Raw genomic sequence first — 21,366 nt, forward strand, 5'->3', positions numbered from 1 at the left:
GCTGATCGCGCAGGAGGACAGCATGGCTTCCGCACCCGCATCTTTAGACGATGTCGCGTCGGGGCTGAAGCCCCTCCCACAGTCGCGAGGCGCGCGTTTCGGCGTTCGGTGTTTTCTTCGCTGCGGTAGTGCGTTCGATCGCCTGGGTAGGTTTCAGGCGTCGCGGCTGAAGCCGCTCCTACGCGGGCGATGTGCAGGCGCTACACGCTCCGTATCGGATTGCTTGACAGTCACGTCATGCAGGACAGCACGATGCGATCCCGATTCCCGATTCCCGATTCCCGATTCCCGATTCCCGATTCCCGATTCCCGATTCCCGATTCCCGATTCCCGAATCCCGAATCCCCAATCCCGGCCTCACTCAGGCCAGCCCGTATTCCTTGAGCTTCTTGCGCAGGGTGGCGCGGTGGATGCCCAGCAGCGCGGCGGCGCGGCTCTGGTTGCCTTCGCAATGGTTGAGCACTTCCACGAACAACGGGATCTCCATCTCGCGCAGCACGATCTCGTACACGTCGTCGGCGTCGCAGCCGTCGAGGTCGCGCAGGTAGCGGCGGACCGATTGCGCCACGTGTTCGCGCAGCGGCGGCTTCGGCGCGCCGCGACTGGAGTCAGGACGAGTGGTGGCGGCGTTCAAGTTCGACGGATCCCCGGATGACAGCGGCACCGGACGGCAGGAGGGCCGGCGCGGGGGGACGAGTCTAGCGCGTGGCCTGCGCCGCTGCCATGGCGGAGTGCCCGAACGCAGCGTTCTCAGTGGAAATCGAAACTGAATGCCGCAGTCTCGGCCGCCGGTTCGCGCACCTGGAACGCGATCTGTGCGCTCTGTCCCGGCGCCAGGGTGGCGCTGTCCGGACGCGCGCGGCCCAGGTACTCCTGCGGGCGCAGCACGCGGCTGCCGATGGTGCGGCCGTCGGCGTCGGCCAGCGACAACTGCAGCAGCGGCCAGGCCTGCGCCCAGCGTGCGTCGTTGCGGAAGGTCGCCTGCACCTGCAGGGTGCCGGCCTGGCCGGGCAGCGGCCGCACTTCGCGGCTGAGCATGGTGAAGGCGGCCGGCTCGCGCCAGGCCGGCACGCTGCAGCGCAGGACCTGGCAGACCCCGGCCACCCATGGCCGCCAGCGCGGGTCGGCGCCCAGGCGCTGGCGATCGGCGATGAGGATCTGCAACGCCAGCAACAGGCCCAGCCCGACCAGCGCGATCCACTGCCACGGTGCAGCGCGCAGCACCGGGCGCCGCCCGCGCGGGCCGTGCAGGAAGCTCGGTGCGGCAACGGGTGCGGCAGCGGGGCTGGCGGTCGCGGTGGCCGCGGTCGTGGCGGGGACCGGTGCCGGCGTGGGGTCCGTCGCCGGCGCGGGCGCTGGCATCCGCGCCTCCAGGTCGTCCGTGTCAGGCGTGGCGTGGTGCGTGTCGATGGCGCGCTCGGTCTCGACCGGCGTCGCGTTCGCAGACGCGGGCGAGACGCTCGGCGCCACGGGCGGCGCTGCGGTGTCGGTCAGCGGCGCCACGGGTGCCGACGCAGCGTCGCCCGCCGCCGGCGCGACCGGCGTCTCGTCCTGTGTGGCGGACGGATCGGGCTGACGCAGCAAGGTGGCGAGGCTGGGGCGGGGCGGAGTGCGATCGGGCATGCGCGACGGCGGCGACGGGAGAGCCGTATTCAAGCATGCGCCGGCGGGATCTGCAGCGCACGGCGGACGGGCTGTGGCCTTCCAGGACGGGACAGGGCCGGAGCAAGAGCCGTCACGAGGGTCGACGAGCCTCCATGCCCATGCGCTAGCACGCCACAGCACTTGTCGTTTGTCGGAGCGCATGGCCAAACGCGCCATGGGGAGACACCGCCTCCAGCCGGGGCATGCGCAGAAGATCCGCGCCGCCATCGCCCGGGCCTGCTGACGCGGCCGGCTTGGCGATCCGCCGCGGCGTGCTCAGCGCTGCGGCTTGCGGGGATCGAGCAGGTCCAGCAGGCCGGCGCGCTGGCGCGGACTCAGACTTTCGAAGCGTTCCAGCAGGCGCAGGTGCTGGTCGGTGAACTGGTATTGGTTGCGCAGTTCGCCGATGGCGGCGGCGTCCACCGCGATCGGTTCGCCGAACACGCGCTCGCCGCGGCCGGTGGCCAGGTACTCGAAGCTCAGCCCGCTGCGGCGGGCCAGGGCGATCAGGTGCTCCACGGCCGGCGCGGTGCCCTCGGCCATTTCCCACTGCGCCACGGCGCTGCGGGTCACGCCCAGGTCCAGCGCCAGGGCCTCCTGGGTGAGGCCGGTGAGCTTGCGCGCTTCGCGCACCCGTTCGTACAGCTTGCTGTTCACACGCACCTCCGCAGGGGAGGCGAGATATAGCCGCGCCGGCCGCCACGGTTAGTTCGTAGCGCTGTCCGGCGGTGAAATGTTAGCGATACTGTCTTTGCTTCACTGCGGTGGGCCCGCTTCAGCGCGGGCCGCGCTCTGGCTTGGCGAATGCCGCACCCGGTGCTGCCGGGCGTGGTCGCGCCCGCGGTTCAGTCGCGGCGCACGCCGTCGATGCGCATCCAGTCGCCGTCCTGTTCGGTGCGCAGTTGCGTGAACCACGGCGCGTAGCGCTGCAGCAGTTCCTGTTCCTGGCCGTGCAGGATGCCGGACAGGGCGATGCGGCCGCCCGGGGCCACGCGCGCGGCCAGGGTCGGCGCCAGCGCATCCAGCGCCGAGGCCAGGATGTTGGCCACCACCACCGGATAGGTGGCGGCCGGTTCGTCGGCGGGCAGGTACACCGCCAGGCGCTCGCCGACCGCATTGCGCTCGGCATTGTCGTGGCTGGCCAGCAGCGCCTGCGGGTCGTTGTCCACGCCCACCGCGGCGGCGGCGCCCAGCTTCAGCGCGGCCAGTGCCAGGATCCCCGAACCGCAGCCGAAATCGAGCACGCGCGCCTGCGTCAGGACGCCCTCGGTGGCCAGCGCGTCCAGCCAGCGCAGGCACAGCGCGGTGGTCGGGTGGGTGCCGGAGCCGAACGCCAGGCCCGGATCCAGGCGCACCACCGCGGCGTCGGCGCCGCTGGCGTCCTCCGGCAGGTCGTGGTTCCACGGCACGATGAAGGTGCGCGCACCGAAGCGCATCGGCTGGAACTGGTCCAGCCAGGCCCGTTCCCAGTCCTGGTCGTCGACCTTGCGGAAAGTGACCTGGGCCCAGTCCAGCCCGGGGTCGAACGCCTCCAGCGCGGCCAGCAGCACCAGCGCGTCCTGGTCCTCGGGGAACAGCGCGCTCAGCACCAGCGTGCCCCACAGCGGGGTCTCGCCCACGCCCGGTTCCAGGATCGCGCGTTCGTTGCTGGTGTCGGCATCGGCATCGAGCAGGGTCACCGCCAGCGCGCCGACGTCCTCCAGCGCAGTTTCGTAGCGGGGCTGGGTGGCGTCGGTGCAGCGCAGGGTCAGTTCGAGGAACGGCATCGGTCGGTGGGGCAAGGAGGGGAAGCGCGCATCTTAGACGGGCGGCGGACCTCGCGCTGGAGGCCGCCTTGCCGGCGCAGCGTGCCGTTCGTCCGGGCGCCGCCGCCGCCACAGGTATTTGGCGCATGCCGTGGCCGCGGCCTGGGGTAGACTGCCGGCTCGCAGCGGCCGGGCGACAGGGGGTCCGGCTGCGCTTCTGCCCGTCGTTCGGCTCTCTCGCGCATGCCCGTCGTGTCCCGTCCAACCTGGCTGTTGCTGGCGCCCGCCGCGCTGTTGCTGGGCGTGGTCGCGTATCGCGCGCTGTCCTTGCCGGTGGCGCCGGCCGCGGCCGTGCCGACGACCGCGGTGGCGGCCGGTGCCGCTCCTGCGCCCGCCGCGCCGGCCAGCGCGCCGCTGCCGGCGTCGACGCCGGCGCGCCTACGTGGCGAGACCGAGGGCGAACGCGGCGCCGATCTCTACCGTGCCGCGCAGCAGCTGTCGATCGCCGCCGCGCACGGCGACCCCGAGGCGTCCTGGCGGCTCAGCCGCATCTACGACTATTGCGCCGGCTATGCGATGGACCCGATCGGCTATGGCGCCGACACCCGCGCGATTGCCGACGCGCGCCTGCCGACCTCGGCGCAGATGGTGCAGGCGCGTGCCCGCGTCGGCCGCCGCTGCGCCGGGTTCGTGCCCGGCGACGGCCTGACCCGGCAGACCATTGTCGCCCAGCGCGTGCAGGCCGCGCGCGGCGGCAACCTGGCCGCCGAAGCGGCGCTGCTGGCGTTGGGCCAGCCATTGCACGCCGGCGCCGAGTACAAGCGCGATCTGGTGGCGCGGGTGCGGGCCTCCGGCGATCCCGATGCCTACGTGGCGCTGGCCCCGGCGATGGGCCTGGCCGCCAGCGGCGACGACGGCCTGGACGGCCGCGTGGCCGGCACCCAGTTTTCCGAATTGGCCTGGCAGTTGGCCGCCTGCAGGCTGGGGTTGGATTGCGGCCCGGACAGCGAGTTGATGACCCGCTATTGCGCCAACGGCGGGATCTGCTCGCGCGATCCCACCCAGGATTTCAGCAGCTTTGTTTACGACGCCGCGGTCCCGCGGCAAGGCACGGACACGATGAACGACATGGTCAACCGACTGGTGGACAGCACGGGAGCAGGCTCATGAATTACCGGCGATGGCTGCACGGCGCCAAATTCTGGTTCTGGGTCCTGGCCTTCGTCGCCTATTCGGCGGCGGCGGCGGGCCTGTTGTTGATCGACACCGCCGAGCAGCGCTACCGCGGCCTGTCCAAGGTCGAACTGACCACGGCGCACTCCACGCCGGACGTGCGCCGCGCCGGCGCCGCGCAGGTGGCGGCGATCTACCGCGCCAACAGCGGCATGCCGTTCTCCACCCTGGCCCCGGGCAGCACCTTCCAGATCGTCTGGCCGGACGGCTCCACCGAGACGGTGATGATCGTCAGCCCGACCTCGAGCCTGGGCGTGGAGCCGGTGGTGGGGACGCAGCAGGGGAAGTAGCCGGGAGTGGGAAATCGGGAATGGGGAGTCGCAAGAGCGGATTCCCGGGTCCTGTGAGGTCTTCGCGGTTGGGAGATCAGCGCTCCGTGGCGGGCGCCGGCTGGGGGTGGGGCCGCGCGGACAGTGCCAGGGCATCGGCGCCGGCGGGGTAGTGCAGGCGGTCGCTGGCGTCGTTGGCGGCGTCCCAGATCGCCTGGGCGACGTCGCCGGGCATGGTCACCGCCGCCGGTTGGCCCAGGCGGGCAAACACCTCGCTGGCGAAGGGCGCGTAGGCATCCGGGATCAGCCCCTGCATGCGCTGCTGGCCATTGGCGGCGAATCGGGTGGACGGGCCGTAGCCGGGTTCCACCAGCTTGACCCGGAGATCGAACGCCTCGAGTTCGTGCGCCAGCGACGCGGTGAAGCCCGCAATCGCGGTCTTGCTGGCCGTGTACGCCGCCACCAGCGGGAAGGGCGCCAGCGTGGCGCTGGAGGTCACGTTGACGATGACGCCGGCGCGGCGCTGGCGGAACTGCGGAATCACCGCCTGGCACAGCGCCATCGTGCCGAAGGTATTGGTCTCGAACACCTCGCGCACGGTGGCCATCGGGGTGGCTTCGAACGCACCGAACAGGCCGATTCCGGCGTTGTTGACCAGCGCGTCGATCGGACCGGCGGCCGCCAGCGCCCGCGCGATGCTGCCGGCGTCGGTCACATCCAGCGCCAGCAGCCGCAACTGCGGCGATGCCGGCAGCAGATCCGGCTGCGGCTGGCGCATGCTGGCGACGACGTTCCAGCCTTGCGCCAGGAAATGGCGCGCGGTCTCCAGGCCGTAGCCGGAGGAGCAGCCTGTGATCAGGACGGTCTTCATGGGGTTCTCCAGGAGTGGACTCGGAAGGACACGATAGGCTGGGCGATCCGGATGATCGATAATGCAGAATCCTTTTTTGTTTCGCGATCGTCCGAATGTCCGATCCGCTTTCCGATGTCGTGCGCTTGCTCCACCCACAGGCGGTGTTCGCCAACCTGATCAGCGGCAAGGGCCGCTGGGCGGTGCGCTATGCGGCGTACGGGCAACCGGGGTTCTGCATCGTCCTGGAAGGCAGTGCGGTGCTGGCGGTGGACGGACACCCGCCCATCGCGATCGCGGCAGGCGATTTCGTGCTGTTGCCGACCACGCCGGCGTTCACCCTCTCCGGCGTCCTGCCGGCGCCGCCGGTGTTCATCGATCCGCAGGTCGTCCCGGGCGGGCAGGGCGAGCTCCGCCACGGCGAGCAGGGCGGTGCGCCGGACATGCTGGCCTTGGGCGGTGCCTTCCTGTTCGACAGCGCCAATGCCGGACTGCTGGCCGCGCTGTTGCCGACGGTGGTCCACGTGCGGGGGGCGGGTCGCCTGATGCAGCTGGTGCAGATGGTGGGCGAGGAGTACCACGACCGGAAACCGGGCAGCGACTACATGCTGTCGCGGCTGGTGGAGATGCTGCTGGTCGAGGCCATGCGCTGGACCAGCGTGGGCACGGCGCCGCCAGGCCTGCTGCGCGGGCTGGGCGACGAGCGGCTGGCGATGGCGCTCAAGCAGATCCATGCCCGCGTCGACCATGCCTGGACCGTCACCGAACTGGCCCGGGTGGCGGCGCTGTCGCGCTCGACCTTCTTCGAGCGCTTCACCCGCACCGTCGGCGTGGCGCCGATGGAGTACGTGCTGGCCTGGCGCATGCAACTGGCCAAGGACCTGCTGCGGCGCGACGCAATGACCGTGGCCGAGGTGGCGCAACGCGTCGGCTACGGCTCCACCAGCAGCTTCAGTGTGGCCTTCAGCCGCCAGGTCGGCGAACCGCCCAGCCGCTATGCCAGGCGCTGAGGCCAGAGGCCGCGGCGACGCGTGCGTCGTGGGTGGCGAAGCGCCTGGGACGACGCGCGCAGGTGAGGTGCGATCTCCGCAGGGATCCCGTCGACGCGCATCGGCGACCGATTGACGGTGCTCCGGCCGCGTTCGCGGCCGGAGCCAGGCAGGGAGCAGGACCCGGGCTCCGCCTTGCGAAGCCCGAATCCCGGTCGTTCCTACAGCGCGATCGACTTGTTCTTGCGTTCGGCCAGGCGCTTTTCCAGGTAGTGGATGTTCTGGCCGCCGGCCTGGAAGCCCTTGTCGCGCATGATCCGCTGCTGCAGCGGGATGTTGGTCTTGATGCCGTCCACCACCATCTCGCTCAGCGCCACGCGCATGCGCGCGATCGCGGTCTCGCGGTCGGGGCCGTGCACGATCAGCTTGCCGATCATCGAGTCGTAGTTCGGCGGCACCTTGTAGCCGCTGTAGATGTGCGTGTCCACGCGCACGCCGGGGCCGCCGGGCGGGTGGAAGCCGGTGATCAGGCCCGGGTTGGGCATGAAGGTTTCCGGGTCTTCGGCGTTGATGCGGCACTCGATCGCATGGCCGCGCAGGACGATGTCCTTCTGCTTGATGCTGAGCTTGTGTCCGGCGGCGATGCGCAACTGCTCGCAGACCAGGTCGATGCCGGTGATGCGCTCGGTGACCGGGTGCTCCACCTGGATGCGCGTGTTCATTTCGATGAAGTAGAAGCGCCCGTTCTCGAACAGGAACTCGAAGGTGCCGGCGCCGCGGTAGCCGATGCGGATGCAGGCGTCCACGCAGACCTTGCCGATCTCGTTGCGCAGTTCCTCGGTGATGCCCGGCGCAGGCGCTTCCTCCACCACCTTCTGGTGGCGGCGCTGCATCGAGCAGTCGCGCTCGCCCAGGTGGATGGCGCCGCCCTGGCCGTCGGCCAGCACCTGGATCTCCACGTGGCGCGGATTCTCCAGGAACTTCTCCATGTACACCTGGTCGTTGCTGAAGGCGGCCTTGGCCTCGGACTTGGTGGTCTCGATCGCGGCCTTCAGCGCGGCCTCCGAATGCACCACGCGCATGCCGCGGCCACCGCCGCCGCCGGCGGCCTTGATGATCACCGGGTAGCCGATCTCGCGGGCGATCTTGGTGTTGGCGACGATATCCTCGCCCAGCGGGCCGCCCGAGCCAGGCACGCACGGCACGCCGGCGGCCTTCATCGCGCGGATCGCCTCGACCTTGTCGCCCATCAGGCGGATGGTGTCGGCCTTGGGCCCGATGAAGATGAAGCCGGACTGCTCCACGCGCTCGGCGAAGTCGGCGTTCTCCGACAGGAAGCCGTAGCCGGGGTGGATGGCCTGGGCGTCGGTGACCTCGGCCGCGGCGATCAGCGCCGGGATGTTGAGGTAGCTCTCGGACGAAGGCGCCGGGCCGATGCACACCGACTCGTCGGCCATGGCCACGTGCTTGAGGTTGCGGTCCACGGTGGAATGCACCGCGACCGTGCGGATGCCGAGCGTATGGCACGCGCGCAGGATGCGCAGCGCGATTTCGCCGCGATTGGCGATGACGACTTTATCGAGCATGGGATGGCCGGGAATTGGGAATGGAGAATCGGGAATGGAGGACGGCGTGCATCGTCAGTCTCCGCGCTTGCTCAGAACATTCATCAATGCGGTCAGTTTGGCGAAGATCGTATCGATCAATCCGTCGAGTGCCGCGATGTCGGAGATGTAGTCGAGCCGGCGCGCGATCTGCAGATGCGTGCTGGCCTCGGACAGCGAGCCACGTGCGATCGACAGAAAACGCAGGTATTCGGGAGTGGAACGGCGTGCAGCGCCTTCGGCGATGTTGGCGGGGATGCTGACCGCTGCGCGGCGCAATTGCGCCGTCAGCCCGAAACGTTCCGTCGCCGGAAACGTCTCGGAGAGGCGGTAGATCATTTCCACCAGATCCATGGAGTCACGCCAGACGTCGAGCCGCTCGTGCGGCCGCTTCGACGATTCCCCATTCTCCACTCCCGATTCCCGGCGTCTCAGCCAATCACAAACAACGGCTGGTCGAACTCCACCGGCTGGCCGCTTTCCCCCAGGATCGCGACGATGGTGCCGGAGACGTCGGCTTCGATCGGGTTGAACATCTTCATCGCTTCGATGATCGCCAGGGTCTCGCCGGCCTTGACCGCCTGGCCGACGCTGACGAAGGCCGGCTTGTCCGGCGCCGGCGAGGTGTAGAAGGTGCCGACCATCGGTGCGCGCAGCACGTGGCCCTCGGGCAGGGCGTTGCCGGGCTTGGCGCTGCCGCCGGTGGAGGCCTCGGTGGGCGAGCTCATCGGCATCGGCGCGGCGGCGGCCGGCGCGGCCGCGGGGGCGGCGGCCACGTACTGCGGCGCGCTGGCGGTCATGCCCTTGGGGGTGCGCGCCAGGCGCACGCTTTCCTCGCCTTCCTTGATCTCGATCTCGGCGAGATTCGATTCTTCCAGCAGGTCGATCAGTTTCTTGATTTTGCGGAGATCCATAACGGCCTCGTGAGGTGACTTTTGAAAAAGACCGGGCGCGCGGCCCGGGGACTCAGACGGGGGTACGGGGCACCGGTCGGGCGCGGCTCATGCGGCCGCTCCCAGCCGGGTCAGCGCCGCGTCCATCGCATAGCGGTAGCTGTCGGCGCCGAAGCCGCAGACCACGCCGACCGCGTGGTCGCTGAAATAGCTGTGGTGGCGGAACGGTTCGCGGGCGTGCGGGTTGGACAGGTGGATCTCGATGAACGGGATCGCCACCGCCGCCAGCGCGTCGCGCAGCGCCACCGAGGTATGGGTGAACGCGGCCGGGTTGATCAGGATGAAGGCGGTGCCGTCGCCGCGCGCGGCCTGCACCCGGTCCACCAGCACGTGCTCGGCGTTGGACTGCAGGCTCTCCAGCTGGTGGCCGGCGGCGCTGGCCTGGGCCTGCAGTGCGCCATCGATCTGCGCCAGGGTGGCATGGCCGTACACGCCCGGCTCGCGGGTGCCGAGCAGGTTGAGGTTGGGGCCATGCAGCAGCAGCAGTCGCGCCATCGGGAACAAAGCAGCCGAAAGGGCGGCAGTCTGCGCGAAGCCGGCATTGCTGTCCAGTTCGGCGAAGTTGCGGGCGTTTTAAACAATCGTTTGATTTTTCCGCCAGGCCGCAGCGGGCGTGCGGGGGCATGTGCCCGGCCTCGACGGCGTGGGACCGCGCGCTGCGCCGCGGCCTGCGGTTATGTCGCATCTTGCGCCGGACCATGCAAGTGTCGCCGCAGCATGGGGCAGGGACATAGCGGCACCGAGGCCATGCCCGGCCACGCCCGGAGAGGTGGTATATACCATTTCAAAATCACTGAAATACCAGTCAAGGGGTGGACGCATGCGAACCGACCGAATTGGCCGTGGCGGCCTTGGCCGCTCCATCCTGGCGCTGGCGCTGCTGGCCGGCGCGATCGCCACGCCCGCGCTGGCGGCGGCGCCGGCGACGCTGCCGGCGGTGTACCCGGCACCCACCGCGCTGCGTCTGCTCGGGCCGGAACTGCCGCTGGGGCCGTCGGTGGTGCTGGTGCAGGCCGGCACGCCCGATCCGGCCACCGACGCGCTGTTGCGTGCGGTGCTGCGCGAGGCCGGGGTCTCCCGCATCCGCCGCGCCAGCGCGCTGCCGCGCGACCCGCACGCGGTGGCGGTGGTGCTCGGCACGGTCGACGCGGCACCGGTGCGCGATGCGCTGGCCGTCGTCGACCTGGACGTGCCGGAGCGCGCGGAGGGCTATGCGCTGGGCAGCGTGGCCCGCGGCCGCGGCGCGCTGATCGTGCTGGCCGGCCGCGACGGCGACGGCCTGTACCACGCGGCGCAGACCTTCCGGCAGCTGGTCGCACACGGGCGCATCGCCTCGGTGGCGGTGACCGACGCGCCGGCGATGCCGGTGCGCGGCACGATCGAGGGTTTCTACGGCAAGCCCTGGAGCATGGCCGAGCGTGCCGCGCACCTGGCGTTCCTGGCGCGCTTCAAGGCCAACACCTACATCTACAGCCCCAAGGACGACGCCTTCGCGCGCGACCGCTGGCGCGCGCCATACCCGGCGGCGACGCTGGCGGCGCTGGGCACGCTGGCCGCGGTCGCCAACCGCGAGCACATCAACTTCGTCTACGCGCTCTCGCCGGGGCCGTCGATCTGCTACAGCGACGCGGCCGACCTGCAGGCGATCCGGCGCAAGTTCGCCGCGCTGCGCGCGCGTGGCGTGCGCAGCTTCTACATCGCCTTCGACGACATCGAATACACCAAGTGGAACTGCCCCGGCGACGCCGCCGCGTTCGGCCCCGCCGGCGAACAGGCCGCGGCCACCGCGCAGGCGCAGTTGCTCAACGCGGTGCAGGCGGACATCGCCGCGGCCGGCCACGGCGCGCTGATCATGGTGCCGACCGAGTACTTCAACGTCACCGAGTCCCCATACAAGGCAACGCTGCGGCAGGCGCTGGATCCGCGCGTGGTGGTGCAGTGGACCGGCACCGACGTGGTCCCGGCGTCGATCTCGGTCAGCGATGCGAAGAACGCGACCAAGGCGTTCGGACGCAAGACGCTGCTGTGGGACAACTACCCGGTCAACGATTTCGCCGAGACCGCCGGGCGGCTGCTGCTGGCGCCGTACGATCGCCGCCAGGCCGGGCTGTCGGCGGAATTGAGCGGCATCGTGGCCAACCCGATGAACCAGGAAGTGGCCAGCCGACCGGCGGTAGCCGGGCTGCTCGCCTTCGCCTGGAACGACCGCGGCTACGACGCGCCGCGGACCTGGCGCGCGGCCGCGCGCGACCTGGCCGGCGGCGATGCGCAGGTGGCCGACGCACTGCTCACCTTCTTCGACACCCAGCACCTGGCGCCGACCTTCGGCCATCTGCCCTGGCAGCCGCAGGCGCCGCGACTCAAGGCGCTGATCGACGCCGCCCGCGACGCGCTGGCCGACGGCGATCCGACCGCCCGCACCGCGGCGCTGGCCGCGCTGGGCCGCGCCGCCGACGACCTGGCGGCGGCACCGCAGCGCATCCGCGCCGGCACCGCGACCGGCGCGTTCGTGGCCGAGGCGGCGCCGTGGCTGGACGCGACCGCGCTATGGGGCCGCGCGCTGCGCCTGAGCGTGGACGGGCTGAACCAGACGTTGGCCGGCGATCCGGCAGCCGGGCAGGCCTTCGCCACGGCCAGGCAGCTCGCCGCGCAGGCGGCGGCGATTCCCTCCATCCCTGGTGCGACCCGCTTCGGCGGCCCGGTCAAGGTCGCCGACGGCGTGCTGGATACCTTCATCGCCGATGCGCCCGGGCTGGTGGAGCGCCCGCCAGCGCGCTAGTGGGCGGCGGGCGCTCGGCGCCGAAGACCTGCTCATGGGCATCGCCCATGTGCTGATGCCCGATCGCCATGCCGCGCAGCGCACGCATTAACCGGCGATTTACACCCGCGCGCCGCATCCAGGGCACAAAGGATGCCCCGAGCGGCCAAGGTGCGTGCCATGCGAATTGCGATCATCGGCGCAGGATTCTGCGGCAACGTGCTGGCTGCGGCGCTGGCCCGGCAGGGGACCGCCAGCCGCATCACCCTGGTCGGCATGGCCGACACCTTCGGCCGCGGCGTCGCCTATGGCGCGGCGCGGCCGGAGCATTTGTTGAACGTGCGCGCCAAGGACCTGGGCGTGGATCCGCAGGATCCGGGCGGGTTCGCCGCGGCGCTGCAGCTGGATGCCGCGCAGGGCGTGGCCTTCCTGCCGCGGCTGCAGTACGGCCAGTACCTGGAGCAGCACCTGGCGGCCGCCCTGGCGGAGCCGGCCACCGAGGTGGTGCCGCTGGCGCAGGAGGCGGTGGCATTGGAGCGCGATCCGCAGGGCTTCCGCGTGTTCCTGGCCAATGGCGAGGATTTCGTCAGCGACGTGGTGGTGCTGGCGATCGGCGCGCTGCCGCCGGCGGCATTGCCGGGCGTCGGCCCGCGCCTGGCGGTGCACCGGCGCTACATCGGCTGGCCGTGGCAGGACGGCGTGCTCGACACGGTGCCGCCGCAGGCGCGGCTGCTGCTGGTCGGCACCGGCCTGACCATGGCCGACGTGGCCCTGACCCTGCGCCGGCGCGGCCACCGCGGCGCGATCACCGCCTTGTCGCGGCGCGGCCTGGCGCCGCAGGCGCACCTGCCGCAGCCGGGCGCGCCGGTGAGCCTGCCGCCCAGCGTCGTACAGGCGCTGCGCAGTCACGACCTACGCGGCCTGGTGCGCAGCCTGCGCCAGCTGACCACGGTGGTGGAGGACTGGCGCTGCGTAGTGGATGCGCTGCGTCCGCACCTGCAGCCGTTCTGGAGCGGCCTGGCGCCGGCGGCGCGCGCCCGTTTCCTGCGCCACCTGCGGCCGTACTGGGAGGTGGCGCGGCACCGCCTGGCGCCGGCCGCGGCCACCGCGCTGGCGCAGATGCAGCAGCAGGGGCAGTTGCGGATCCGCGCCGGGCGCCTGCTGCGTGCGCGCCTGGGCGAGGACGCCGTGGAAGCGGTGATCCGCGACCGCGCCGACCGCGGCGCGCGCACCGAGCAGTTCGACGTGCTGATCCGCGCCACCGGGCTGGATACCGACGTCGCCCGCACCAGCCATCCGCTGGTCGCGGCACTGCGCGAGGCCGGCCTGCTGCAGGCCGATCCGCTGGGCCTGGGGGTGGTGGTCGATCCGCGGCTGCGAGTGCGCGACGCCGGCGGCCAGCCGGTCGCCGGCCTGTATTGCCTGGGACCGCTGTTGCGCGGCGGGCTATGGGAGATCACCGCGGTGCCGGAACTGCGCGCCGCCGCGCAGCGCCTAGCCGAGGAGCTGGCGACGCTGGCGCAGGCGCGAACCGCCGATGGTGATGCCAGTGGCGATGCACCGCAGCGGCTGGCGTTCTAGTCCCGGATCCGCGCGCGCGCGTTGCCCCCCGCTGCTGGCGTAGGAGCGGCTTCAGCCGCGACCGGGCTTTGCCGGTAATGCCTGGTCGCGGCTGAAGCCGCTCCTACGCGAGCGCGTTCAGCGCTCTGCCGGCTAGCGTGGCGGCTGGGCGCCACCGCCCACCCAGCCCTCGATTTCGCCCGGCGCGAACGGGCCGAGCTTCTGCCTGACGATGCGGCCGTCGGCGTCGATCAGCACGCTGTACGGCAGCAGGCCCTGGGTGTCGCCCAGGCGCACGCTGGCGTCGGCCGGGCCGGGGATCTCCAGGGCGATCGGGTAGCCGATCGGCACCCGCTGCAGGAAGGCGCGCACGTCCTCGACGCGGTCCAGGGCGATACCGAGCACCTGCAGGCCGTCGGCCGGTTGCGCGCGGGCCAGCCGGTCCAGTTCCGGCATCTCGCGCACGCAGGGCTCGCACCAGCTCGCCCACACGTTGACCAGCAGCGGCCGGCTGCGGAACTGCGCCAGGGTCAGGTGGCCGCCATCGAGCGTGGGCAGGCGCAGCGCCGGGGCGGGATCGCCCGGGCGCGCCGCGGCGACCGGCGGCGCCGCATGGCCGCTGGCCGTGGCGGGCGCGGCCGGGGGCATGGCCGGCGTCTGTCGTTCCCACCAGTGCGCCGCCGCCACGCCGAGCACTGCCGCCACCGCGGCGACCGCCAGCAGGCGCGCGCTGGCGGGGGTCATCGCGCCGCGCGCAGCAGGGCGTCCTCGACCACCGCCTGGCTCAGCACCGGCGGCAGCACCGTCGGCGGCGCGCCGGGGCCGTACACCACGTACAGCGGCACGCCCACCGCCTTGTGCTCGGCGAGGAAGGCGCTGATGCGCGGATCCTCGTTGGTCCAGTCGCCCTTCATGTACACCGCGTCCACCCGCTTGATGGTGTCGCGGAACGCGTCGCTGTCGAACACGTTGCGCTCGTTGGCCTTGCAGGTGACGCACCAGTCGGCGGTCATGTTGACGAACACCACGCGGTTGTCGGTGCGCAGGCGGTCGAGCATCTGTGGCGAATAGGCCACGGTGTTGCGCTCGACGCTGGCGCTGGGCGGCGGCAGCCGGGTCACGCCCCAGGCCGGCAGCAGCGCCAGCAGCAGCAACACGCTGGCCATGCGGGTGCCCAGCGCATGCCCGCGCCAGCGCGCGCGCTCGAACCACCACAGGCCCAGCGCCAGCAGGGTGGCGCCGATCAGCAGCAGCGCCACCGCGTCCACGCCGCGCTGCTTGCCCAGCACCCACAGCAGCCAGATCGCGCTCAGGTACATCGGGAACGCCAGCACCTGCTTGAGCGTCTCCATCCAGGCGCCCGGCTTGGGCAGGCGCTTGGCCAGCGACGGCACGAAGCCGATCAGCAGGAACGGCAGCGCCAGGCCCAGGCCCAGGGTCAGGAACACCAGCATCGCCATCGCCGGCGGCGCGGTCAGCGCATAGCCCAGCGCCGGGCCCATGAACGGGCCGATGCAGGCGCTGGACACCACGCAGGCCAGCACGCCGGTGAAGAAGTCGCCGACCGGGCCGCTGCGCGTGGACAGCGACTGGCCGACGCCACCGAGGTTGGCGCTGAGGGTGAACACGCCCGACAGGCTCAGCCCGACCACGAACATCAGGTACACCAGCACCGCGACGAAGCCCGGGCGCTGCAGCTGGAAGCCCCACAGCAGGCGCGCGGCCACGGCGATGCCGCCGACCACGGCGAAGGAGGCGAGCACACCCAGCGTGTACCACAGCGCATGGCTGCGGGCGCGGCCGCGGCTCTCGCCGCTCTGCGCCAGGCCCAGCACCTTCAGCGACAGGATCGGCAGCACGCACGGCAGCAGGTTCAGCAGCAGGCCGCCGCCGAGCGCCAGCAGCAGGATCCACAGCAGGTTCTGCGTGGCCGGCGGCGGTGCGGCGCTGCGCGCGGCGTTGTGCGCCGAGGCGTCCGGCGTCGCCGGCAGGGCGTCGGCGGCGGTGGCGGCGGCCGCGTCGTTGGCGTCGGCCTGGCGGCTGTCCAGCGGGGTCACCAGCAGCGGGCTGACCTCGGCCTGGTCGGCCGGGGTGATGCTGCCCTTGGGCAGCGCCAGCTTCACCCGCCGGGTCATCGGCGGGTAGCAGATGCCGTCGGTCTGGCAGCCCTGGAAGGTCGCCACCAGGGTCGCTTCGGTGGCGTCGGCGCGCTGGCGCTGCAGCGGCACGGTGACCTCGGTCTGGTCGAAGTACACCACCACCTTGCCGAAGTGCTCGTCCTGGTGCGAGCTGCCCTTGGGCCAGCGCGGCATGCCGGTGCGGATGCCGGGCGCGCCTTCCAGCGCCAGCGCGGTGCGGTCGCGGTACAGGTAGTAGCCGGGCGCCGGGGTGAAGCGCAGCAGCAGGGTATTGCCGTCGCCGACGATGGCTTCGAAGTGGAAGGCCTGGTCCGAGGGCAGGGGCAGGCCCTGCACCGCGCCGGCGCCGGCGCCGAACAGCGGCTTGGCGCCAGTGCTCGCGCCCAGGCCACTGCCCGGCAGCCCGCCCAGCGCGGCCGGCGCCGGCGTGGGATCGGCAGCGGCGGTGGCGGTGGCGGTGGCGGCCGGCAGGGTCACCTCGAGCAGGCGCTTCTGCGGCGGGTAGCACACGCCTGCATCGGCGCAGCCCTGGTAGCGCACCTCGACCTGTACGCGGTCGGTGCCGGGGTCGGCGATGCCGCTCTGCACCGCGTTCAGCGCGTCGCGGTAGGTCTCCACCTCGCCGAAGTACGGGTCGGTCTTCTTGTGGCCGGCCGGCAGCTGCAGGGTCGGGTTGGGCTTGAAGCCGCCGATCACCTTGACCGCGATGCGGTGCCGGTACAGGTAATAGCCCTTGGCGATGTCCCAGTGCAGTGCGATGCGGCCGCGTTCGGGCGCCTGCGCGCTGAGCGCGAAGGCCTGGTCCACCGGCAGCAAGTCCTTTTCGCTGATCGCCAGGGCGGGGAAGGCGGCCACGGCCAGCAGGCACAGGGCGGCGAGGCGGTGCAGCAGGGTCATCGGCTTACGGTTCCTCACGGGTTTCGGCATGCACCCACTGCAGGTAGGCCAGCAGGCCGCCGGCGACCTCGAGTTCGACCAGTTCGGGGACCTCGTAGGGGTGCAACGCGCACAGCCGCTGCCGCAGGGCAGGCAGGCGGTCGGCGGCGGTCTTGATCAGCAGCAGCACTTCCTCGCCCTGTTCCACCGCGCCTTGCCAGCGGTAGGTGGACTGCACGCCGGGCAGGCGGCTGACGCAGGCGGCCAGGCGCTCGTCGACCAGCGCCTGGGCGACCCGCGCGGCGCTGGCCGCATCGGGGCAGGTGCTGAGCAGCAAGCGGAGGGCGGGCGCGGACATGCGGCCGACAGTATAGGGATGCCGGCCCCGCTTTGGCGGCGCCCGTGGGGAAAGCCGGCGCCGCTCTGAATCCCGAATCCCGAATCCCGGGCTTTTCAGCAGCCGAATGGCTGATCATCCCCGCCCGCTGCAAATGCAGCGGGCGAGGCATCACGCCTCAGTTGACCAACTGGCAACTGGCGGGCTTGGCGGAAGTGAACAGCGACGAGGTCGCCCACTCGGGGTGGTCGATGAACGGGTTGCGGTTGCCCTGGAAGCTGTAGATCACCTCGTTGCGGGCGCGCTCGGCGTCGTCCGGCGGGTCCTGCTGGCTCCACGCGATCAGGGTCGACAGCAGGCCCATGTAGGCCGGCGAGGACGAGGTCTTGACGATCTTGCTGCGGTCGTCGGTCAGCTCCAGGTCCGGCTCGGACTGCCCGGTCTTGGCGTCGACCCCGCCTTCATAGCGGATCGCCATGTACATCACCGCACGCGCCATGTCGCCCTTGCGGTGGTCCCACACCTCGAAGGTGCCGCTGTTGCCGTCCGGGGTGCGCACCCAGTTGGAATTGCCCGGGTAGCGGCCGCTGCCGCCGCCGAAGCCGGCGTTGGCCTCGGTGGCACGCTCGCCGCAGTTGCTGTCGCACTTGGCGTAGGGCTTGTTGCCGCGGTCGGCGTTCCAGGTGGCGTCGGTCAGGTACAGCATGTGGGTGTCGGTGTACGGCGCGTAGGGCAGGCCCTTGTCGCCGGTGGAGGTGCCGAAGCCCAGCGAGTTCGGCCAGCTGTGCTCGCGGTTGTACTTCAGGCCGCTGCCGCTGCCGGCACGGTCGGTGCCCTTGGCGTAGCTGCGGTTGCGGTAGGCGTCGAGGACGCGCTGGCTGTTGTTCGGATCCTCGTCGGCGATCTCCAGGATGGCCCAGGTATCGGTGCCGGAGCTGCTGCTGTACGGGTAGACGGTGTGGCCCTTGATCGTCTCGTGCAGCGAGCAGCGCAGCTGGCTGGGGCTGGAGGTGTTGACTTGCGAATAGTAGGTGCCGGCGCCGCTGCCGCCGCCGCCGGAACCGTTGGCGACGTTGAAGGCGACGCTGCGGTCCTGCGCCGGATGCGCGCCGTCGGCATCGCTCACGCGTGCGGCGACGATGCTCAGGGTGCAGCTCTCGCCGGCCTTCAGTGCGGTGTTGGTGGACAGGGCGAACTGGGTGCCGCTGCTGGGGTAGGTCAGCGCCACGCTGCCGGACTGCTGGCAACTCAGGCCGAACGCGCCGCTGGCCAGGCTCACCGCCTCGCTGAAGGTCACCGCCAGGTCGCCGGCGGCGGGGAAGTCGGTGGCGCCCTGGGTCGGGGTGGTGGCGGTCACGGTCGGCGCGGCATTGCTGCTGCCGCCGGCGAAGGTCTGGCCGTTGTTGCAGGCGCCGAAGGTGCTGGTGGCGCTCTCGCTCCAGCTGAAATCGGCCGCGGCGCTGCCGTTGCCGCGCAGCTGCAGCGAGGTGCCGGCCGGGGTGCTGTTGCTCTCGCTGACCGGCAGGTTCTGGCTGGTCATGCCCGCGGCGGGGCCGCCGCCGCCGGTGATGCTGCCCTCGTAGCTGAGGAACTGCACCACCTTGCCGTTGCCGTCGACCAGCGCCAGGCCATCGTTGGGCCCGTTCTGGATGCCGTTGCTGGCATAGCTGACCGTGGCGATGCGCACCTGCCCGCCGCAGCTGACCAGGTTGCCGGCCGGCACCGCGCTGTTGGCGTAGGCGGTGGCCGAGCTCGGGTTGCTGCCGTTGTACAGATAGACGCGGTAGCCGCTCAGGCTCTCCCCGGCGGTGGCGACGATCTCCACGCCTTCGCCGGTGTCGCCGGCGGCGGTGGCATCGTCATAATGCAATTCATTGATGAATACGGCGGCCTGGGCCGGCCCGGCAAGGGCGAGCAGGCAGGCCAGCGGCAGCGCAACGGCGGATGGCTTCATCGACAACTCCTTTTGGTGACGGATCCCCCCCTGGGTCCGGGCTCAGCCTAGCCTGCCTCTGTGACACTGTGACGGGATTCGGTCACTGCTTGGCACGCAAGGCACGTCTTCGGCAAAAATTTTTTGCCCGCAGCCCTTGAAAGCGCCGGCCACGGCACTACATCAGGCGCATCCCGGCGCTACCGGGTTTTTTCGCGAGCGTTGCTGGCAGTCGTCATGGGCGAGTGCTAACATCGCCGGCCTTTCCTAGACCAATCAATCACTTAAGAGGTCTCTCTCAATGAGCATCAAGCCGCTTCACGACCGCGTCGTAGTCAAGCCGATCGAAGCCGACGAAATCTCCGCCGGCGGCATCGTGATCCCGGATTCGGCCAAGGAAAAGTCCACCAAGGGCGAAGTCGTGGCCGTCGGCGCCGGCAAGCCGCTGGACAACGGCAGCGTGCGCGCCCCGGCGCTCAAGGTCGGCGACAAGGTCATCTACGGCCAGTACGCCGGTTCCAGCTACAAGGCCGAAGGCGTCGAGTACAAGGTGCTGCGCGAAGACGACGTGCTGGCGATCGTCGGCTAACAGCGCCGCCGATCGCGGGAATCGGGAATGGTGAATCGGGAATCGGTCAGGCGCCTTCTTCGCCCGCGATTTCCTTCTCGTCCCGACCGCCCGCTCTTGATCTGCCTATTCCCTGTTCTCCATTCCCTATTCCCGAGGTAACTCAACATGGCTGCCAAAGATATCCGTTTCGGTGAAGACGCCCGTTCGCGCATGGTGCGCGGCGTCAACATCCTCGCCAATGCCGTCAAGGCCACCCTGGGCCCGAAGGGCCGCAACGTCGTGCTCGAGAAGAGCTTCGGCGCCCCGACCATCACCAAGGACGGCGTCTCCGTCGCCAAGGAAATCGAACTGGCCGACAAGTTCGAGAACATGGGCGCGCAGATGGTGAAGGAAGTCGCGTCCAAGACCTCCGACAACGCCGGCGACGGCACCACCACCGCCACCGTGCTGGCGCAGGCGCTGATCCGCGAAGGTTCCAAGGCGGTCGCCGCCGGCATGAACCCGATGGACCTCAAGCGCGGCATCGACAAGGCCGTCGTGGCCGCCGTGGCCGAGCTGAAGAAGATCAGCAAGCCCACCGCCGACGACAAGGCCATCGCCCAGGTCGGCACCATCTCCGCCAACTCCGACGAGTCGATCGGCAACATCATCGCCGACGCGATGAAGAAGGTCGGCAAGGAAGGCGTGATCACGGTCGAGGAAGGCTCGGGCCTGGAGAACGAGCTGGACGTGGTCGAGGGCATGCAGTTCGACCGCGGCTACCTGTCGCCGTACTTCATCAACAACCAGCAGAGCCAGCAGGCCGACCTGGACGACCCGTTCGTGCTGCTGCACGACAAGAAGATCTCCAACGTGCGTGACCTGCTGCCGGTGCTGGAAGGCGTGGCCAAGGCCGGCAAGCCGCTGCTGATCGTCGCCGAGGAAGTGGAAGGCGAGGCGTTGGCGACCCTGGTGGTCAACACCATCCGCGGCATCGTCAAGGTCGTGGCGGTCAAGGCCCCGGGCTTCGGCGACCGTCGCAAGGCGATGCTGGAAGACATGGCCGTGCTGACCGGCGGCACCGTGATCTCCGAGGAAGTGGGCCTGGCGCTGGAAAAGGCGACCATCAAGGACCTGGGCCGCGCCAAGAAGGTGCAGGTCTCCAAGGAGAACACCACCATCATCGACGGCGCCGGCGACACCTCGGCGATCGAGTCGCGCATCAAGCAGATCAAGGCGCAGATCGAAGAGACCTCTTCGGACTACGACCGCGAGAAGCTGCAGGAGCGCGTGGCCAAGCTGGCCGGCGGCGTGGCGGTGATCAAGGTCGGTGCCTCGACCGAGATCGAGATGAAGGAAAAGAAGGCGCGCGTCGAAGACGCCCTGCACGCGACCCGTGCGGCGGTGGAAGAAGGCGTGGTCCCGGGCGGCGGCGTGGCGCTGGTGCGCGCGCTGAGCGCGATCGGCGAGCTGAAGGGCGCCAATGAAGATCAGACCCACGGCATCCAGATCGCGCTGCGCGCGATGGAAGCGCCGCTGCGCGAGATCGTCACCAACGCCGGCGAAGAGCCGTCCGTGATCCTCAACAAGGTCAAGGAAGGCAGCGGCAACTTCGGCTACAACGCCGCCAACGGCGAGTTCGGCGACATGGTCGAGTTCGGCATCCTGGACCCGACCAAGGTGACCCGTTCGGCGCTGCAGAACGCCGCCTCGATCGCCGGCCTGATGATCACCACCGAAGCGATGGTGGCCGAGGCCCCGAAGAAGGAAGAGCCGGCCGCGCCGGGCGGCATGGGTGGCGGCATGGGCGGCATGGGCGGCATGGATTTCTGATCCAGCCGGTTTCGGCCGACCTGTTCCACGCAATCGAAAGGAGCCCCGCAGCGATGCGGGGCTCTTTTTTTGTGCGCGCGCCGGTGGCGGCCGC

At 70.7% G+C, this 21,366-nt stretch carries 20 protein-coding genes; 7 read left to right on the forward strand and 13 right to left on the reverse strand.

Annotated features, from left to right (window positions below):
* Positions 1-361 precede the first annotated feature (361 nt).
* The 4 genes from fis to prmA form a co-directional block, all read right to left on the reverse strand.
* Positions 362-634, reverse strand: coding sequence for a DNA-binding transcriptional regulator Fis (fis, locus tag Q7W82_RS04715; protein ID WP_010343856.1), 273 nt, complete (start codon positions 632-634; stop codon positions 362-364).
* Positions 635-750: 116 nt separating this feature from the next.
* Positions 751-1,623 (reverse strand): DUF3426 domain-containing protein, encoded by an 873-nt coding sequence (locus Q7W82_RS04720; protein WP_311195506.1) that lies wholly within the window; start codon positions 1,621-1,623, stop codon positions 751-753.
* Positions 1,624-1,920: 297 nt separating this feature from the next.
* Complete coding sequence (locus tag Q7W82_RS04725) at positions 1,921-2,301, reverse strand: helix-turn-helix domain-containing protein (RefSeq protein ID WP_242160227.1); 381 nt, start codon at positions 2,299-2,301, stop codon at positions 1,921-1,923.
* Between the two features lie 188 nt (positions 2,302-2,489).
* The gene (prmA, locus tag Q7W82_RS04730) at positions 2,490-3,410 is read right to left on the reverse strand and encodes a 50S ribosomal protein L11 methyltransferase (RefSeq protein ID WP_242160228.1); all 921 of its coding nucleotides are present in this window, start codon (positions 3,408-3,410) and stop codon (positions 2,490-2,492) included.
* 222 nt (positions 3,411-3,632) lie between these two features.
* On the opposite strand from prmA, the gene Q7W82_RS04735 reads away from it, so the two are divergent.
* Together Q7W82_RS04735 and Q7W82_RS04740 are read left to right on the forward strand one after the other, a co-directional pair.
* Entirely contained in the window at positions 3,633-4,559 is a 927-nt protein-coding gene (locus Q7W82_RS04735; RefSeq protein ID WP_242160229.1) for a hypothetical protein, read from the forward strand.
* A complete protein-coding gene (locus Q7W82_RS04740; protein WP_242084645.1) occupies positions 4,556-4,912 on the forward strand; it encodes a hypothetical protein in 357 nt (118 codons plus the stop codon). The genes Q7W82_RS04735 and Q7W82_RS04740 overlap by 4 nt, the downstream gene beginning before the upstream one ends.
* A 76-nt stretch (positions 4,913-4,988) precedes the next feature.
* Here Q7W82_RS04740 and Q7W82_RS04745 read toward each other — a convergent pair whose 3' ends face one another.
* On the reverse strand, positions 4,989-5,762 hold the full coding sequence (locus Q7W82_RS04745; RefSeq protein WP_242160230.1) for an SDR family oxidoreductase: 774 nt from the start codon (positions 5,760-5,762) through the stop codon (positions 4,989-4,991).
* Positions 5,763-5,857: 95 nt separating this feature from the next.
* On the opposite strand from Q7W82_RS04745, the gene Q7W82_RS04750 reads away from it, so the two are divergent.
* Positions 5,858-6,751 carry an AraC family transcriptional regulator gene (locus Q7W82_RS04750; protein WP_242160231.1) on the forward strand — a complete coding sequence of 298 codons (894 nt, stop codon included), beginning with the start codon at positions 5,858-5,860 and terminating at the stop codon, positions 6,749-6,751.
* A 200-nt stretch (positions 6,752-6,951) separates the two neighbouring features.
* On the opposite strand, the gene accC is transcribed toward Q7W82_RS04750, so the two are convergent.
* The 4 genes from accC to aroQ form a co-directional block, all read right to left on the reverse strand.
* A complete protein-coding gene (gene accC, locus Q7W82_RS04755) occupies positions 6,952-8,316 on the reverse strand; it encodes an acetyl-CoA carboxylase biotin carboxylase subunit (RefSeq protein WP_010343850.1) in 1,365 nt (454 codons plus the stop codon).
* A gap of 54 nt (positions 8,317-8,370) precedes the next feature.
* Positions 8,371-8,748, reverse strand: a complete 378-nt coding sequence (locus Q7W82_RS04760; protein WP_242160232.1) for a four helix bundle protein — start codon at positions 8,746-8,748, stop codon at positions 8,371-8,373.
* A gap of 17 nt (positions 8,749-8,765) precedes the next feature.
* Positions 8,766-9,248: an acetyl-CoA carboxylase biotin carboxyl carrier protein gene (gene accB, locus Q7W82_RS04765; protein WP_148827977.1), complete on the reverse strand. Its 483-nt coding sequence runs from the start codon at positions 9,246-9,248 to the stop codon at positions 8,766-8,768.
* An 87-nt stretch (positions 9,249-9,335) separates the two neighbouring features.
* Positions 9,336-9,782: a type II 3-dehydroquinate dehydratase gene (gene aroQ / locus Q7W82_RS04770; protein ID WP_242160233.1), complete on the reverse strand. Its 447-nt coding sequence runs from the start codon at positions 9,780-9,782 to the stop codon at positions 9,336-9,338.
* Between the two features lie 325 nt (positions 9,783-10,107).
* Between aroQ and Q7W82_RS04775 the strand changes: the two genes are divergently transcribed.
* Positions 10,108-12,066, forward strand: a complete 1,959-nt coding sequence (locus Q7W82_RS04775) for a beta-N-acetylglucosaminidase domain-containing protein (RefSeq protein WP_242160234.1) — start codon at positions 10,108-10,110, stop codon at positions 12,064-12,066.
* 159 nt (positions 12,067-12,225) lie between these two features.
* Entirely contained in the window at positions 12,226-13,626 is a 1,401-nt protein-coding gene (locus Q7W82_RS04780) for an FAD/NAD(P)-binding protein (protein ID WP_242160235.1), read from the forward strand.
* 132 nt (positions 13,627-13,758) lie between these two features.
* On the opposite strand, the gene Q7W82_RS04785 is transcribed toward Q7W82_RS04780, so the two are convergent.
* The 4 genes from Q7W82_RS04785 to Q7W82_RS04800 all read right to left on the reverse strand — a co-directional run bounded on the left by Q7W82_RS04785 (position 13,759) and on the right by Q7W82_RS04800 (position 18,910).
* Positions 13,759-14,349 (reverse strand): TlpA disulfide reductase family protein, encoded by a 591-nt coding sequence (locus tag Q7W82_RS04785; RefSeq protein WP_242160236.1) that lies wholly within the window; start codon positions 14,347-14,349, stop codon positions 13,759-13,761.
* On the reverse strand, positions 14,346-16,640 hold the full coding sequence (locus Q7W82_RS04790) for a protein-disulfide reductase DsbD (protein ID WP_242160237.1): 2,295 nt from the start codon (positions 16,638-16,640) through the stop codon (positions 14,346-14,348). The genes Q7W82_RS04785 and Q7W82_RS04790 overlap by 4 nt, the downstream gene beginning before the upstream one ends.
* A gap of 4 nt (positions 16,641-16,644) precedes the next feature.
* On the reverse strand, positions 16,645-16,977 hold the full coding sequence (gene cutA, locus Q7W82_RS04795) for a divalent-cation tolerance protein CutA (RefSeq protein ID WP_242160238.1): 333 nt from the start codon (positions 16,975-16,977) through the stop codon (positions 16,645-16,647).
* 157 nt (positions 16,978-17,134) lie between these two features.
* Positions 17,135-18,910, reverse strand: a complete 1,776-nt coding sequence (locus Q7W82_RS04800) for an endonuclease (protein ID WP_242160239.1) — start codon at positions 18,908-18,910, stop codon at positions 17,135-17,137.
* Positions 18,911-19,190: 280 nt separating this feature from the next.
* Between Q7W82_RS04800 and Q7W82_RS04805 the strand changes: the two genes are divergently transcribed.
* Both Q7W82_RS04805 and groL read left to right on the forward strand, forming a co-directional pair.
* Positions 19,191-19,478, forward strand: a complete 288-nt coding sequence (locus Q7W82_RS04805; protein WP_010340979.1) for a co-chaperone GroES — start codon at positions 19,191-19,193, stop codon at positions 19,476-19,478.
* A 147-nt stretch (positions 19,479-19,625) separates the two neighbouring features.
* Complete coding sequence (groL, locus tag Q7W82_RS04810; protein WP_010340980.1) at positions 19,626-21,272, forward strand: chaperonin GroEL; 1,647 nt, start codon at positions 19,626-19,628, stop codon at positions 21,270-21,272.
* Positions 21,273-21,366: the final 94 nt, after the last annotated feature.

It is taken from the genome of Xanthomonas indica (genome assembly GCF_040529045.1).
Taxonomy (GTDB): domain Bacteria; phylum Pseudomonadota; class Gammaproteobacteria; order Xanthomonadales; family Xanthomonadaceae; genus Xanthomonas_A; species Xanthomonas_A indica.